We start from the raw sequence: 14,061 nt of genomic DNA, 5'->3' as shown, positions 1-14,061 counted from the left end.
CGTCCGACTTATACCCCAAAATTCGATGTTTTCAAATTTTTGTCATGTACTTAAATCTAAAAGTTTTCATTTCTGTTTGATATTTAAGTTATTAATTATGTTGATTAAATCACTGGATATTATTTATAATAGTGTCTAAGTATTCTGTTTCTTAATCTAATATCAATTATTATAGCAATAACACCAAAAAGTAATATTGGAGAACAGAATGTAAAAAGCATATCTATAAAACTTCTAAGGTTCTGTGTTGGAGGATAATAAATAATAAACAGAACTGTATATATTACGAATATACTCCCTGCAATTATGCTGAATTTCAAGTAATAGTTACAATTCTTCAAAATTTCTTCTTCTCGTTCTTCCTCTTTTCTTCGTCTTTTCTGGTCTATCTGAAATTCTCTTATTTCTTTTTGCCTAGTTTCTTGCTGTTGCAATAAGATTCTTTTTTCTTGCTGCCTTTCTTCTATATTTCTACGTTCTTTGTTTTCAAAATAGGCAGTAAGTTCTTTTAGTGATTTTGGATGAAAGAAGTTGCTTTGGCTTTCTTCTATCATAAAGACAAATCTTTCTGTTCCGTCTAGCTGTAAAGCAAATGTAACATCATCCTTGAATGATGGATGAAGCATATAGGATTGTTCTTTGAAAGAAATTACTAAGGAATTGTTGGCAGAAATATATTGCCATGTAGCATTTATAACACTACCATTTACAGATGTAATGAGAGAACCATTTTCTTGAAAGATATATAACTCCTTATCTCCAGAATCATTAAATACCAACCAAGACTTATTACATAGAATAGCCTTAACATCCAGATTCTTACTGAATCTGTGGTATTTGTTAGGAATATCCAATAAGTAGGCTTTCATCTTGTTTTAAATCCATGCTTCCTAGTTCCCAGATAGAAGCGGATAAAAATAAGGCGTGGAAACTTTAACTTATTATTGTTATGAGGCTCTGGACTGCCTTGACTGTATAATAAGCAAAGTCCACGCCTAATGATATGATATTCCCATAGATAGGGTATAACTATCATAGACGTGGACGTTTTCTGCTCATTATCCACAGTCAAGAATTGTCCAGATTCCATAACAGGATAATATTGCTAAACGCCCTTTACTAAAATATGTCCTTCCAGTGTCTTAACGCATTAAGACCTCTGAAATTGCTGCAAAGTTAATGAAAGGTTTTGAATAGCTAAAGATAAAACGCTGATAAATGCAGTTCCAAGTGTTCCAAAACATATCTGTAATAGATAATTAGCTAGTATCAGTTTCTTTTAGTTGTAACTTCATTGCAGTATAAAAATTAGAAGTGGGCATATAAGACGATAATTTTTAAAACTCATTCTTATTGTTAGCTAGAAAGATTATAGCTAATATTGCAGATTGGTACGGATATGCAGACCTTGTAAATAGTTCCCACAAATCGCACATACCATAAACTACAAGCCGTACCATGCCTTTTTAAAAAGACAGTTTCCACTTCATTTCGGAACTGGCTTTCATAGGACTATCAGAATGTGACAAAACTTTCTATTTCTGTAAAAAGTTCAGAAACTTCAAACTTTGTCACATTCCAACAGATTAGAAACTTAAACAGTCATAAGTATTTAGTAGTTCTTCCTGCCTTAAACCTAAGTATCTTTTAGTTATAGTTACACTGGAATGATTAAATAGTTCCATCAGCTTAACTAAGGCTAGTTCTGAATTGTCACTATTCATATTATAAACTTGTCTGCCAAAAGTCTTTCTAAGTGAATGACAACTAAAGTTTTTAATCTTTAATTTATACTTCTTTTTCACCTCTTTTAGTATCACATTGATTCTCTGGATAGTGAAAACAGTTCCTTTTTGGCTCACTAAAATAGGTGCGTTAATCCCTATAGGCTTTATCTGTTCATAACATTCTTTAATGTGCTGCCCAAGTTGGGCATTTATCCTAATAGTTCTTACCTTATTTGTCTTTTTCTCTATTACTGTAAATTCACTGGTATATAGTATCTGTTTCCATCTCAAAGCTAGAATATCAGATATTCTTAAACCAGTGAAACACCCCAAAGCTATAAGAAGTGAAATTTTATAATTTCCATCTTTAGCCAATTTTCTTATTAAATTCATTGCATCAGACCAAACTAGATAATCTGCTGTAGTGCTTGAATATTTTAAGCTCATAATGTTCTGTTTTATATGTAAATAAATAAAAGTGAATGTTTCACCATTACCAACATACTAGCCAATTAGCTAATGTATTGATTTATAGCAAAACATTCACTTTGTATATTAGTGAGTATTTATGATTGCAAATAAGTAAAGATTGCAATAATCAATATCAGCAAAAAAGGATTGATAATACCAATTATTATTAGTAGTAGAACTACCAACGTACCCCATAATACTAGTTTTCCATTATCTTCCATTCTGTAGTATTTTTAAGTTATTGAAAAAGAAAGGACACCTATTAAATAGATGCCCTTTCAGTTAGTTTAGCCCAAGAACCAAGAATATTTATTATCCAGTCCTTGTAATACATTGTTCAGTCCAACACTTACCTCTGTAGCATTTACCCCACGTTGTAAATAGCTGTCTATGTAGCTGTTTTTGTTTGATTGTGTGAGCAAATTGTGAAAATCAAAAAGAGATATGGCATTGTCTTTCACTCCAAACACTTCATTTGTGTAATAATCACGGCACACACTATTTATTTGGCTGTCAGTGATTAAAAGTCTTGGTATTGCTTTCTGTCTTGCTGGTGAAAGTGCTTGGTACATTCTCATTCTGCCTACCACTTGTGCAAACTGTGTTTCAGATAAATAAGTATCTGATAATGTCTGCATCAAATGTATTTCTTTGGCTGCATTGAAGCTGTTGAGCAATTCCAGTACATTTCTGTAAAGTTCATTGATATTAGTTACTTCCATGTTGAATCTCACACCCTCACCAGTAAGAATCTGATTAGAGCAAATTCTCATTCTCCAACCAATAAAGACGGAAAACTTTTCTAAGCCTTTGGAAGAACGGTACAGATTCAAGTCACTGTAATTTCTTACCCCACCTATGCACAATTCTAGTTTTTGCCCTCTTATTGTTTCAAAAATGGTGGGAACAGTAAAAGCAAATGCAAGTCTTTGATAGAATTGTGTCTTTTCACATTCCAACAGTTCACTTGCTTTCTTACCTAGTGCGGACGGTATTCTGCCACGTACTATGTGTGAAACTCTTATTTCTGGAAAGTTCACCTTTTCACCTGCATAGAATGAATTTGCAGCTTCATGCACACAAGAAACAAAGTCTTGGTGTGAAATGGTTGATTCCAAGTTAGCCCAAGTAGGCACAACACATTTGTTTGCAAGTTCTTCCAGTGTGATAGAATCTGTATTTGCTTCCAAAAAGGTAACACTAGGCTTTGCTGTTTCTTCCACAATTATAGCTTCTTCTGCATACTCACCTAAATTCAAAGTTTTTCTCTCTGTTGGCATGATAACTAAATTTCTCATATTGATAAAAGTTTAAATGATTAATAATTCTTTTTATATCAATGTACAGAGGGGGGACTATTGAGGGTTGCCAACCGTAAAGGCAGACACTCTTATATTTTTTAGGTTACTGGCAGAATGGGGAGGGGGCTTTCTGTACTAAGTACCTTATATATTTGTTCTCTTGACTTTCAGCCAAACTGAATATAGGTGATTAGTTAGTTTAGTCAAGCATGATGATGGAACACGGCATATACTCTTTCTCCTTTTTAGTTTTTATATTCAACACTTTAGCTATATATTCCAAAGTTATTTCTTCGGAAGTTATTCTATTAGTTAGCAAACTCCTAATTTCTTCATCTTTCATATAGTCTAGCTTTCCAGCTATTTCAAGAAGTAAGCTGTTTTTTCTTCTGATACTGTCACCTCCTATTATTTTTATTTCATCGTTTCTATCTGGTGAAACAACACCGTTATCAATGCACCAGTCATAGATAATATGATAGATTCTTGTATCTGAATCAGCCTCTTTAAAATCTGGAATAATAGACTTGTTCAGTATCAGCAAACCATTAGTTATATATTTTATCTGTCCTGCATTGACTGCCATTTCCAGATATTTATTTAATGTCTTTGTATCAATGCCCAGTTTCTTAGACAGTTCCGTTTTGTTAAGCCCATCCAGATACGGATTTTCACTTATATACGGTTCTTCGTCACTTTTGGGGCAGTAAAATATACTAAACACCTTTATCTATAGACTATACCAGCTTATTTAAGGGAATAAAATTAAAGCTATCAAAAGACACATGTTCAATAGGACAAGCATTACCTTGTTAGGCAATAAATTTACTAGCTTTAACACATGAACTGCCCCAAAAGTGACGAAGAACCTTATATACTTGTTCGTTTCCTTTTTACATATTGCCTTTAATTTAAGCAAGAAGTTCTTTAATTTAGTTCGTTCACTGGCTTTTGCTATGTTCATATCATCATTAAAGAAACTGTTATAAATATAGAAGAAGTTCTCATTACATTTTGCCACATGATATTTGTTGTAGGTCTTGTAGCTTCCCTCTGCTATCACATTGTTACTTATTACTTTATCAATAAGATTCTTATTCTTCTTTAGCCTTTCAACGCTTCTTTTTACAGTGCTTAATGATATGCCTAGTTTTTCGGAAATCTCCTTTTCCGTAACATTATCTGCAATGGAAGTTTTATAATTCATCCTTGACTTTATATAGGCATATACTATGGCATCCTTATTATCTATATTATTAATGTCTTTTGTCAGTGTCGTATATTGTTGTTCCATTGTGCGCAAACGGTTGGTTATTTGATTCTTCTTGATATATGTTATAAATCTCTCCGTTTTTCAGAGCCTTGTTGTATTTACGTGTTCCACCTAGATACCGTTTCAATTCCTTTCTGGTATTGAACAGTCTGTTGTTGTATATCATCATAATGTTACGTTTTTATCATTAGTTACTTATCTACGAAAGCTAGAAATTTGATAATGAAGTGCGAAGCACTGAATTATCTAAGTTGTAATGTTAGTATTGTAGTAATGTATAGAGTATCATTTTTCCCCTATACTTGGTGTCAAATTTCCCATAGACTACGGTTCGTTTTTCCTTAGTACCACTTCACTAAGACTATCTTTAAAAACTTCTGTAATTTACTTCCTTGTGTTATCTGGCTAACTATGTCTGCTGAAATAGGCACTATGTACTATTTTTGATGCTGCCTTACAGAAAGGCTTTGGCAGTCATACATTATGAGGTTGCCAATCATCCAGTTTAAAGTAGAATGTAATTCTACGCTTGTTTATCTGCTTCTTTTTCTTTAGAAAGCCGTTCATTTTAGCCCATATACCAACAGCTACCTTATTGCCGGTAATTCCATCCTTGAAAGCCATTTCTTTTAATTGTTCAAATGTGTAATACTCCATGATTCAATGTTAGTTTCATTATATACTGTAAAATCTATAGTGCTTGAATTACTCTGGGCAGTTCTGGTTATGCCTCTGCTCGTGGTAGTTCCTATCTTTTTATCTCTGTACGATTATATTCACCTTTTGGCGGTGTACCTAATCAAAGTGGCACTTTCTATAGCCAGCTTATCTATATCGCCATATTGCCGTTATTTTCTTCTGTCAGTAAGCTAACAGACAAGAATAGTGACTTTATGTAGTTCTTTTGACAATAGTTTATATTTATGGCTATTGACAGATAGGCGATATTCGGAATAGATAGTTAAATGATTGTATATTAGCGACTAGTGAATATATCGAAGTAGGTGCTATATAACTTGCCTAGTAGATAAAAAACGGCAATTAAAAAAGGCAGTCAGTTATCCTGCTGCCCTTGTGAACCCGTTTTTGAAATAAACAAGTTCAATCCAGACCGACACAAGTTCGGACAAATTTCATTTCTTTATCTCTCTCTTCTTGTGACAAATTTTCATTCCACTCTTCATCTTCTACAGACCAGCTTCTTCTAATTGTCACATCGTACAATTCTATATAGTGGCTTGTAGCTGGTCTGTGTTCCATAAAAATGAATACTTCCGCATCCATATCTATTGCATCCATATCATACTTATGCAGTCTTTCTATAGTTTCTGCATCTGTTATTTCTTGGTAGAGTACTCCCGTATATCCATTGCGTTTATCAAACTCTCTATCCAATTCAAAGATTCTTTCCAGATATTTGGAGTCAATATATTCTTTCTGGATAAATTCAGAAGCGAAACCTGCACCATAATGTAAATAACCAATTTTGCACACGTCTTTCTTTAATTCAATGATACATCCTCTTGTAGCCATAATTTAATAATTTAAAAGTTGATATTCTGTTAATAGTTCTCTTCCATGTGTTTTTTCCAAAGAATGTTCAGCTCTTCATAAATGATAGTTTCCTTTGTTTTTCCACCTCTTGTGCCTTTAGCCTTTTCTATATTTTCCGCATTTTCACGTTGAACATTAGCTAGAAAGTGGCTCATATCTTTAGTGAATGTACTTTTTTCGCTATCATCCGTATCTTCATACTTGCCAATAATCCAGTCAATAAGTGTACGGCTCTTCAAGAACTCCGCACTGAATGATTTTCTGGCGGCTTCAACAAGTGTTCTCCCTCTATTGATGGTGTTTGATTTTCTAAGCACTTCATCAATATTGCCGTTGATAGCCCTGACAAGAACTGCCTTGCTTATCTTACTGCCAAATGTAGCCCACTTGGAAGCCGCATCCAGAGAATAGCCCATACAAGTCAATTCAGACACAAAGTCCAATGTCGGCAATTCTTCTCCAACCATCATTTTTACTCCCTTTACATAATCCGCACCTTTCCACGGAGTAGTGGCAATGTTGATTTCTGCCAATGTCTTTTCAATGCTAACAGACGGATTCAAAGAATACATGAAATAGAACTCTCCTTTGTACTGTTTATCCGGCTCAACCTTTTTATTCTCTTCCAGAAGTCTTAAATGGGCACTATAACGGTGGTTGGCATCCAATAGAACAACATAGTTATTTCCATCCTTGATTTCTTCACCAGTAGTAAAATCAACCACTTTCAAACCGTCTTTAATTGCAGTGGAAGCGTCCACAATGATTGCAGGAACTAGCTGACCGTTTTCCCTCATTGATTTCATTTTAGCCTTGACTGCCTTTTCACTCAAATCTCTGTTACCTGCCAATCTTGCTACTTTTACACCGTTGTTAGTTAATTCAGTTAATGTCATAATTTCTTTTTTCATAATTTATTACCGTTGCCCTACGGACTTATATTGGCTTCTGGCACGCCGTTATTATTTTTTTGATGATGCAAAGGTAGAGTGGAAATTCCCCTAGACAAAGCATTTTGCCTAATGCCCATGTGTGTAGAAAACATACCCTTTCCAGTACGCAAAAAAAAATGCGTACCAAAAAGGAAAATCCTTTCAGTACGCATTTCTGCTATGATTTTATATGTGTTGTTCTAGGAAACTACCATGTAGTTATTAGCTATGACAGACGGAAATTTCTCGTTCTTGTATCTTCTAAGGAGATTGGATAACATTCTGTTTTTGTTGCCCTCTGAATCGTATTCTTCATTATATCTCTTGCCATCATAGCCCACTGTATAGATAAGCCTTGAAACAAGCATCATCTTGTCTTTAGATACCTTTACCTTTTTATTGGGTATGGTGGCAGCCTTTCTTCTTTCAATGAAGAACAGAAACATATCTGTAAATTTCCACTTCTTATAAGATATGTCAAGACAGAACTTGTCTTTGAAGTTCATTTGTGATAACAAACTGTTGTCTATAAAACCTTTCAATCCTAGCTCTTTTAATTGTTTGATTTTTGTTTCTTTGTCTTGTTCTCCATTTACAATCTTGCCGTATGTTTCGCTAAAATGACAGACTGCAATTTGAATGATATTTAACAAATCTTCTCTTTCCGTATAGTAACTCTTTCTGTTGCCTTGCTTCAAAGTAATACTTGACGCATCACACAAATTAACTAGAAAAGTGGCAAAGTCTTCAAGTACGGACTTACCCATAATGGGTGTGTTGGTGCCAATATCCTCTATAAAGTCATATACGAATAGAAGTAGATACCAAAACTTACTAACATCTAGCTTATACGCTTCAATGGTATTCTGTAAATCTTCATTAGTTAGAAACTTCTCTTTGTAAGAATCATCCAGCTTTCTGTATTCCCGTTTTTTGTATTCTTCCAAAGTTCCTTTGAAAGTGTTCATTTCTTTGTTTCTCTCGTATCTTTCTTCAACGGACAAGTTTCTTTCCGCATATCTGTTGGCAAATATAGCAGGTGCTGTAGATTCTATTGGTATCATTCCCTTATCTGTTTCTTCATAATCTGGTAGAAAGTGGTTGGCTACTTCCCACACATATTCTAATAGTGGCTCATCCAGACATTTGTAGCTTTCAGTCCAATTAACTTTCAAATCTGAAAGTTCCTCTATCTGATATAGTTTTTCTTCTAGCATGGTACATTCATTATTAGTTCTACTGCAAAATAACAGAAAAGTTTGTAGAATACAGACTTTTATATTTTATATTCTTCCAGATTGAAACTTTCCTGCAACTGTTTAAATGTGTATTCTTTCTCTTTGATACGTTCCAAGACAAAAGAAGTCATTTTAGGTTGCTCTGGTAAAGTTGGAACTATTACAGTCCGTTTTACCTTGTTGAATCTGAAAGTTATAGGAAGTGCCCATAAAAATGGTTTGTTCCTATTATGATACGCTATGATAGTTTCCAAGTCATTCTTGTAAGTAATGACTATGAATCCGCTATTTAAAGAAACGGAATAATAAACTACTTTACTAAGTAATTCTCTGAACATTTCTCCCTTGCCCTCCAGAGAAAGGCTGTCAAGTTCTTTTCTTGACTGACTCTTTATTTCATCCGCTATTCTTCTGTTATTGGATGCAATTTCTTCATCAATGGCTGTCTTTTCCGCTTCTATACTCTTTATCTGGCTGTCTATTGAATCCGCCTTGCCATTCAATGCCTTGACTATTGTTATATTGGTGGAAGCCATAACATTATCTATGACTGTTTTCAAATCAGACTGTAGTTTGGCTATTTCAGAATCCTTTTCTTTTATGCTTTGTGTCAGTTTTATATTTTCAGCTTCTATTTCTGCAATTTTCTCATTGCTCTTGGCTTGGTAAGTTTCATCCAGAGTTCTAAGTCTGACATCTTTCCACACCGCATATATTAAAGTTTCAGCCTTTATGCCAACATTGGTGCATGGGCTTTTTATTCCCATCTTTATTCTGTCAAGACATCTGTAGGTAATGCAGGATGAGGTTCTGCCATACATTGATGTTTGCCCACAAGGACACTTGATAATGCCTTTCAACGGGTTATAATGTTTTTGTGCCTCACCGCTATAATTCTTGTTCTCCTGCACTTTCTTGTGTGCCAGATTCCAGATTTCATTTGATATGAATTTTACGGGAAGTTCCAGTTTCATGCCTTTCCAATATCTGACACCGTTATAAATGGAATCATTTATAATTGTTCTGATAGACTGTTCATAGAACGGTTTGTTTCTTGCTGTCCTATATCCAAGCATATTCAGTTTTTCTGCTGTTTTTCCTAGAGAAAGACCGTTTGCCACATAGTTAAATATATCTCTGACTAACTGCATACGTTCTTCATCTTCCACCAATAACATTTTTGGGGTTGCTCCCTTTATATAATTCGGATTGGGCACTGCCTTAAAGCCAGTTGGTATATTACTGTCTGTAAGCATTAACGGAAACGCTTGTACTTTACTGTCTTTACCTGTAGTCATACGGCTTACTATTTTCTTTCTTTCATCCGCTGCTCCATAGGCTTTGATTGCAAGCATTAAAAAGTCAGAAAGAATGATAGTTTTTCCAGCTTCATATACCTTGTCTGGTTCGTCTAGTATTACTAAATCCACGTTTCTAATGATTGTGTGAATCTGTGTCAAAGTTTCAAATATATCATCTTGACGTGACAGTCTAGACAACTCACTAACTACTACCATGTCAGCAACGCTATTGGTAATGTTTAGAATACTGTTCAATCCGTTTCTGTTGCTGACTGTTCCAGATATGGCATAGTCTTCTTCTATTCTTAACAGAGAGTACCCCTTATTCTCACAATACTTTCTAATCAACACCCTTTGCCTTTCAAGGTCTTGATTATCAGTAGAAACACGAATATAACCTATAACTCTTTTCATTGTTTATCTTATCTTTGATGCAAAGATAAAGAGTATTTTCAATAGCAAGGTATAACTTTAACAACTTAACATTTTGCCAATCTCTGATGCCCGAAGTACTGGCACGTTACTACACAGACAACCTAAAACTGACCTCGCAGGGGCAGGCAGAAAGGATGCTGGCAGAAATGGGGCTACTCAACATGGACGAGTTCGACAAGTACGCCGAGAGCCGGATGCCGCTGCTGAAAAATCTGATGCAGATGTCGGTGCTCAACGTACGCAAAGCCTACCAGCAGAACTTCAGCCAGCTGCCCCGCATCGCCTCGTTCATAGGCACCAGCAACCGGTTCGACCTACTGACCGACCCCACAGGAAGCCGGCGTTTCCTCTGCATTGAGGTAAAACACCGTATTGACTGTGCCGACATAGATCATGACCAAATCTTCGCCCAGCTGAAAGCAGAACTCACCTCCGGACGGCGTAGCTGGTTCACCGGGCAGGAGGAAGCGGAACTGCAGAAATACAACGAAGCTTTCTACCGTACCAGCCTCGCCGAAGAAGCGGTACACCGACTGTTCCGTGCCCCGCTCCCGACGGAGAAGAGCCTCAACCTGACAGCAACCGATATTTTTGAAGAGTTGCAGGAGATGTTCCCCGCGCTGATGCGCGGCAACACGCCCATGCGGTTCGGGTTGGTATTAATGCAAGCAGGACTAAAACGTCGGCACACGAAATACGGGAACGTGTACGAAGTAGTGAGAAAACAAAAAGATGTTTCACCGGAAAAGACTGGTAATAAGGTACAAAAGTAACGGGTGAAGGATGTGTAGGATGAAAACTTATACAAATAATAGAGGAGATAAAGGGGACGGATTATTTATATATGTGCCACAATTCGTACCCCTCCCTCCTACTTTTGCATTCATTCGTTTTACCATAAACCATTTTGTTCAAACGTCGGTCAGTTTCATGGTTTTACCATTCTTTCATTGTTTTACAATCTTGCTTATCACCGGGATATTGAAGAAACCATCCTGAAGTATCTTTTGTCGATTTGTTATATTTATTATGTCTATTATGTTTCTTCTGTTTCATAATCCTTTGCAAGTATCATCAAGACCACATTGTTCAAAAGTAATGTATTCCTTTGAAACGACAAAGTTCCTTATAGAGAAATCAACTTTCCAAAACGGCAAGATAAACAAACTATAACATTCTCAATAATTAATTATTCAGCTGATTCACTTATCTTTGAAAATTAATACCCTATCTGATGAAAGCGAAAACTAAATTTATCATAAGGCACACCCTACTTGGCCTGCTAATTTTCTGCATGATGGCACTTGCATTCACTATCTATGCCAACGTCTGTGTGGAAAAAACAACTAAAAAACGGATTTACACAAGCGTTGATTCTATCCCCCATAACCGTGTGGCCCTATTGCTCGGCACCAATCCGCTGAACAGGCTGGGAAGACCTAACTCCTATTTCACCAACCGGATCAAGACCGCGGCGGCATTGTATCATGCCGGAAAGACTGATTATATCATCGCCAGCGGCGACAACCATACTAAATCGTACGATGAACCGACCGCTATGCGTAATGCACTCATATCGGAAGGTGTACCGGAAGAGCGGATCATTCTTGACTTTGCCGGTTTCCGCACACTTGATTCGGTAGTCAGGGCTAAAGAGGTGTTCGGATGCGATACCTTAACAATCATTTCACAGGCTGACCATAACGCACGCGCATTATATCTTGCCAAAGAAAACAATATTGAAGCGGTAGCCCTGTCTGCCCCACTCAAAGCCGGACGATGGGTACGCACGCGACTTACGGTGCGCGAATGGCTTGCACGAAACAAAATGATGCTTGACATTTGGTTTGGAACGCAACCGCACTTCCTCGGGGAAAAGGTTGAGATACCGGCTTTTCATGAAGGAGTTAACAGGATTTAGAATATTAAAAAAAAGAAGTGTGAGAAATGAGACTGACTGATAAACGATTTTGGTTCTTATTCCTTGTGATGGCAAATGTGGTCGCCACATCTGCCCAGACCTGTTTTTCGGTTGACAAAATCAGCAAGGATGATTTTGAAAAAGCAAAAAACAGTATCGAAAAATACGTTCATGACCTCCGTGAAGACAGCGTAGTTGAGAACTACATAACGAGCAGGATACTGTGCGATGCAAGAATACGCTTTGAAAAATTGGACAGCATTACCCGTCTTGAAAACTATGACATCGGGCTTGAACGCGAGGAATATGAGAGTTTATTTTCAATTCAGTCTCTGAAGCTCAACAAATCATTAGGAATGTACTGGTTCATTCTCCCGTCCATACACGATAACGAGTTATATTGTTATGATATGACCGGTAAGTTCTTAGGAGAGATGCTTATGCCATTTGCCGTTTCACCTCATGGAATCATGGTCTCACAGAAAGGATTTGATTGCGACGGGTATCTCCAGCTGCATTTTTATAAGCAAAATGCCGATATGCTTTGGGAGTTCCTGACATTTAAGAACCAAAATATACCTCTACCATACATCACTGATTATTACACCTGTTTAGAGAGTGACTTACCCGCTACTTCATTTTGGGTTGGAGATAATTTGTTGTTCATTTCCTCTCAGAAACCTTCAGTAACCCATATCGAACAGGTATATTTAAGGATTACCCTGTCGGAAGAGTGATATCCGGAAACTCTGTCCGATACAAGCCTGATCGAGAAACATACAAAGCGCTGACCATCCATTGATTGAACATGGAATAGCACCTTCATGGAGTGAAACAAGTTAAATTAACGCAAAGCCCATTTCCAATGAAATAAACTCTCCCCCTGACATAAACGGTTATTAAAGCAATTACCTTATCTTTGTAACATGAATAGAATAAACTGACTGGAGCATGAAAACTTTCATCAATATTTTTCTTCTGTCCCTGATTCTTTGCACAGCATGTGGAAACCGCAATGTATCCATGAATCAGACCGAAGCGACTAAAAACGATAGTACAAGAAACTTTGTCTTGCCCGTTATACCGGCTATGCTGACCACCCCTGAGTCGCGTGCAGACCATTTGGTGCGCCATTATTGGGAGAATGTAGATTTCAACGACACGATTTGGCTCAACCATCAGGAGATGCTGGAACAGGCATGGGTAGACTACATCGACCTCATGAGGCTCGTGCCGAAAGAGACCATCAACAACGCACTTAGGCAGGTGTATAAAAACGCGGAAAAGCAGAAACCGTTTTTCTCCTATTTCACAACCTTAGCAGACAAGTATCTGTACGACCCAAACTCGCCCATGCGGAATGAAGAACTTTATATTACAGTGCTGGACGCCATGCTGGAGAGTGACGTATTAGACGAAACAGAAAAAATCTTGCCGAATGAACGCCGGAAACTGGCAGAGCGGAACCGACCGGGCAGATTGGCGGAGGACTTCACCTATACCCTGTCATCGGGAAAGAACGGTACGCTGCATGATTTGAAAGCACAATACACGCTATTATTCATCAACAATCCAGGGTGCCACGCTTGTGAGGAGAGTCTCACGGAGTTGAAGCAAGCCCCTGCCATCAACAGGGAGTTGGAGGCAGGAAGACTAAAAATCCTCGCCATCTATCCGGATGAAGAACTGCAAGAATGGAAACGACATCTGTCCGACTTTCCCAAGGAGTGGATAAACGGATATGACAAAGGACTGGTGATAAAGGAAAAGAACTTGTATGACCTGAAAGCAATACCCACTCTCTATTTGCTGGATCAGAAGAAAATTGTGATACTGAAAGATGCCCCAATAAGAGAAATCGAAGAGCACCTGAAACAACAACCGTAATCAGAAAAGCGCTCAATCGCA

At 37.0% G+C, this 14,061-nt stretch carries 13 protein-coding genes and 1 pseudogene; 4 read left to right on the top strand and 10 right to left on the bottom strand.

Annotated features, from left to right (window positions below; all coding sequences use genetic code 11):
* Positions 1–119: 119 nt before the first annotated feature.
* From QZ323_RS10355 to QZ323_RS10310, 10 genes are all read right to left on the bottom strand, one after another.
* Positions 120–869 (bottom strand): hypothetical protein, encoded by a 750-nt coding sequence (locus QZ323_RS10355; protein WP_294634581.1) that lies wholly within the window; start codon positions 867–869, stop codon positions 120–122.
* Between the two features lie 717 nt (positions 870–1,586).
* Complete coding sequence (locus QZ323_RS10350) at positions 1,587–2,174, bottom strand: tyrosine-type recombinase/integrase (RefSeq protein ID WP_057098822.1); 588 nt, start codon at positions 2,172–2,174, stop codon at positions 1,587–1,589.
* Positions 2,175–2,485: 311 nt separating this feature from the next.
* Positions 2,486–3,496, bottom strand: coding sequence for a DUF3871 family protein (locus QZ323_RS10345; RefSeq protein WP_057098823.1), 1,011 nt, complete (start codon positions 3,494–3,496; stop codon positions 2,486–2,488).
* Positions 3,497–3,698: 202 nt separating this feature from the next.
* A complete protein-coding gene (locus QZ323_RS10340) occupies positions 3,699–4,223 on the bottom strand; it encodes a hypothetical protein (protein WP_294634579.1) in 525 nt (174 codons plus the stop codon).
* Positions 4,224–4,250: 27 nt separating this feature from the next.
* Positions 4,251–4,793, bottom strand: a complete 543-nt coding sequence (locus QZ323_RS10335; RefSeq protein ID WP_294634578.1) for a winged helix-turn-helix transcriptional regulator — start codon at positions 4,791–4,793, stop codon at positions 4,251–4,253.
* A 453-nt stretch (positions 4,794–5,246) separates the two neighbouring features.
* The gene (locus QZ323_RS10330) at positions 5,247–5,429 is read right to left on the bottom strand and encodes a hypothetical protein (RefSeq protein ID WP_005837375.1); all 183 of its coding nucleotides are present in this window, start codon (positions 5,427–5,429) and stop codon (positions 5,247–5,249) included.
* A gap of 444 nt (positions 5,430–5,873) precedes the next feature.
* On the bottom strand, positions 5,874–6,305 hold the full coding sequence (locus QZ323_RS10325) for a hypothetical protein (RefSeq protein WP_057098824.1): 432 nt from the start codon (positions 6,303–6,305) through the stop codon (positions 5,874–5,876).
* A 29-nt stretch (positions 6,306–6,334) separates the two neighbouring features.
* Positions 6,335–7,237 (bottom strand): hypothetical protein, encoded by a 903-nt coding sequence (locus QZ323_RS10320; protein ID WP_250706265.1) that lies wholly within the window; start codon positions 7,235–7,237, stop codon positions 6,335–6,337.
* Between the two features lie 221 nt (positions 7,238–7,458).
* Positions 7,459–8,475 (bottom strand): hypothetical protein, encoded by a 1,017-nt coding sequence (locus QZ323_RS10315; RefSeq protein ID WP_057098825.1) that lies wholly within the window; start codon positions 8,473–8,475, stop codon positions 7,459–7,461.
* Between the two features lie 59 nt (positions 8,476–8,534).
* Positions 8,535–10,211: a recombinase family protein gene (locus QZ323_RS10310; protein ID WP_057098826.1), complete on the bottom strand. Its 1,677-nt coding sequence runs from the start codon at positions 10,209–10,211 to the stop codon at positions 8,535–8,537.
* Between the two features lie 68 nt (positions 10,212–10,279).
* Between QZ323_RS10310 and QZ323_RS10305 the strand changes: the two are divergent.
* The 4 genes and pseudogenes from QZ323_RS10305 to QZ323_RS10290 all read left to right on the top strand — a co-directional run.
* Positions 10,280–11,005: pseudogene (locus QZ323_RS10305) on the top strand (VapE domain-containing protein); the annotation flags it as partial.
* A 461-nt stretch (positions 11,006–11,466) separates the two neighbouring features.
* Positions 11,467–12,153, top strand: a complete 687-nt coding sequence (locus QZ323_RS10300) for an ElyC/SanA/YdcF family protein (RefSeq protein WP_294634576.1) — start codon at positions 11,467–11,469, stop codon at positions 12,151–12,153.
* 26 nt (positions 12,154–12,179) lie between these two features.
* On the top strand, positions 12,180–12,890 hold the full coding sequence (locus QZ323_RS10295) for a hypothetical protein (RefSeq protein ID WP_294634574.1): 711 nt from the start codon (positions 12,180–12,182) through the stop codon (positions 12,888–12,890).
* Between the two features lie 214 nt (positions 12,891–13,104).
* Positions 13,105–14,040, top strand: a complete 936-nt coding sequence (locus tag QZ323_RS10290) for a DUF5106 domain-containing protein (RefSeq protein ID WP_294634573.1) — start codon at positions 13,105–13,107, stop codon at positions 14,038–14,040.
* Positions 14,041–14,061: the final 21 nt, after the last annotated feature.

Origin of the sequence: uncultured Bacteroides sp. (genome assembly GCF_910585845.1) — a bacterium.
Taxonomy (GTDB): Bacteria; Bacteroidota; Bacteroidia; order Bacteroidales; family Bacteroidaceae; genus Bacteroides.
The sequence above is the reverse complement of the archived record's forward strand: the minus strand, read 5'-3'. Positions and strand labels throughout refer to the sequence as shown.

Excerpts from the sequence above, each read along its gene's own strand:
- QZ323_RS10290 (WP_294634573.1), top strand. The coding sequence starts at position 13,105 with ATGAAAACTTTCATCAATATTTTTCTTCTGTCCCTGATTCTTTGCACA.
- QZ323_RS10300 (WP_294634576.1), top strand. The coding sequence starts at position 11,467 with ATGAAAGCGAAAACTAAATTTATCATAAGGCACACCCTACTTGGCCTG.
- QZ323_RS10310 (WP_057098826.1), bottom strand. The coding sequence starts at position 10,211 with ATGAAAAGAGTTATAGGTTATATTCGTGTTTCTACTGATAATCAAGAC.
- QZ323_RS10350 (WP_057098822.1), bottom strand. The coding sequence starts at position 2,174 with ATGAGCTTAAAATATTCAAGCACTACAGCAGATTATCTAGTTTGGTCT.
- QZ323_RS10330 (WP_005837375.1), bottom strand. The coding sequence starts at position 5,429 with ATGGAGTATTACACATTTGAACAATTAAAAGAAATGGCTTTCAAGGAT.
- QZ323_RS10325 (WP_057098824.1), bottom strand. The coding sequence starts at position 6,305 with ATGGCTACAAGAGGATGTATCATTGAATTAAAGAAAGACGTGTGCAAA.
- QZ323_RS10315 (WP_057098825.1), bottom strand. The coding sequence starts at position 8,475 with ATGCTAGAAGAAAAACTATATCAGATAGAGGAACTTTCAGATTTGAAA.
- QZ323_RS10320 (WP_250706265.1), bottom strand. The coding sequence starts at position 7,237 with ATGAAAAAAGAAATTATGACATTAACTGAATTAACTAACAACGGTGTA.
- QZ323_RS10345 (WP_057098823.1), bottom strand. The coding sequence starts at position 3,496 with ATGAGAAATTTAGTTATCATGCCAACAGAGAGAAAAACTTTGAATTTA.
- QZ323_RS10295 (WP_294634574.1), top strand. The coding sequence starts at position 12,180 with ATGAGACTGACTGATAAACGATTTTGGTTCTTATTCCTTGTGATGGCA.
- QZ323_RS10355 (WP_294634581.1), bottom strand. The coding sequence starts at position 869 with ATGAAAGCCTACTTATTGGATATTCCTAACAAATACCACAGATTCAGT.
- QZ323_RS10335 (WP_294634578.1), bottom strand. The coding sequence starts at position 4,793 with ATGGAACAACAATATACGACACTGACAAAAGACATTAATAATATAGAT.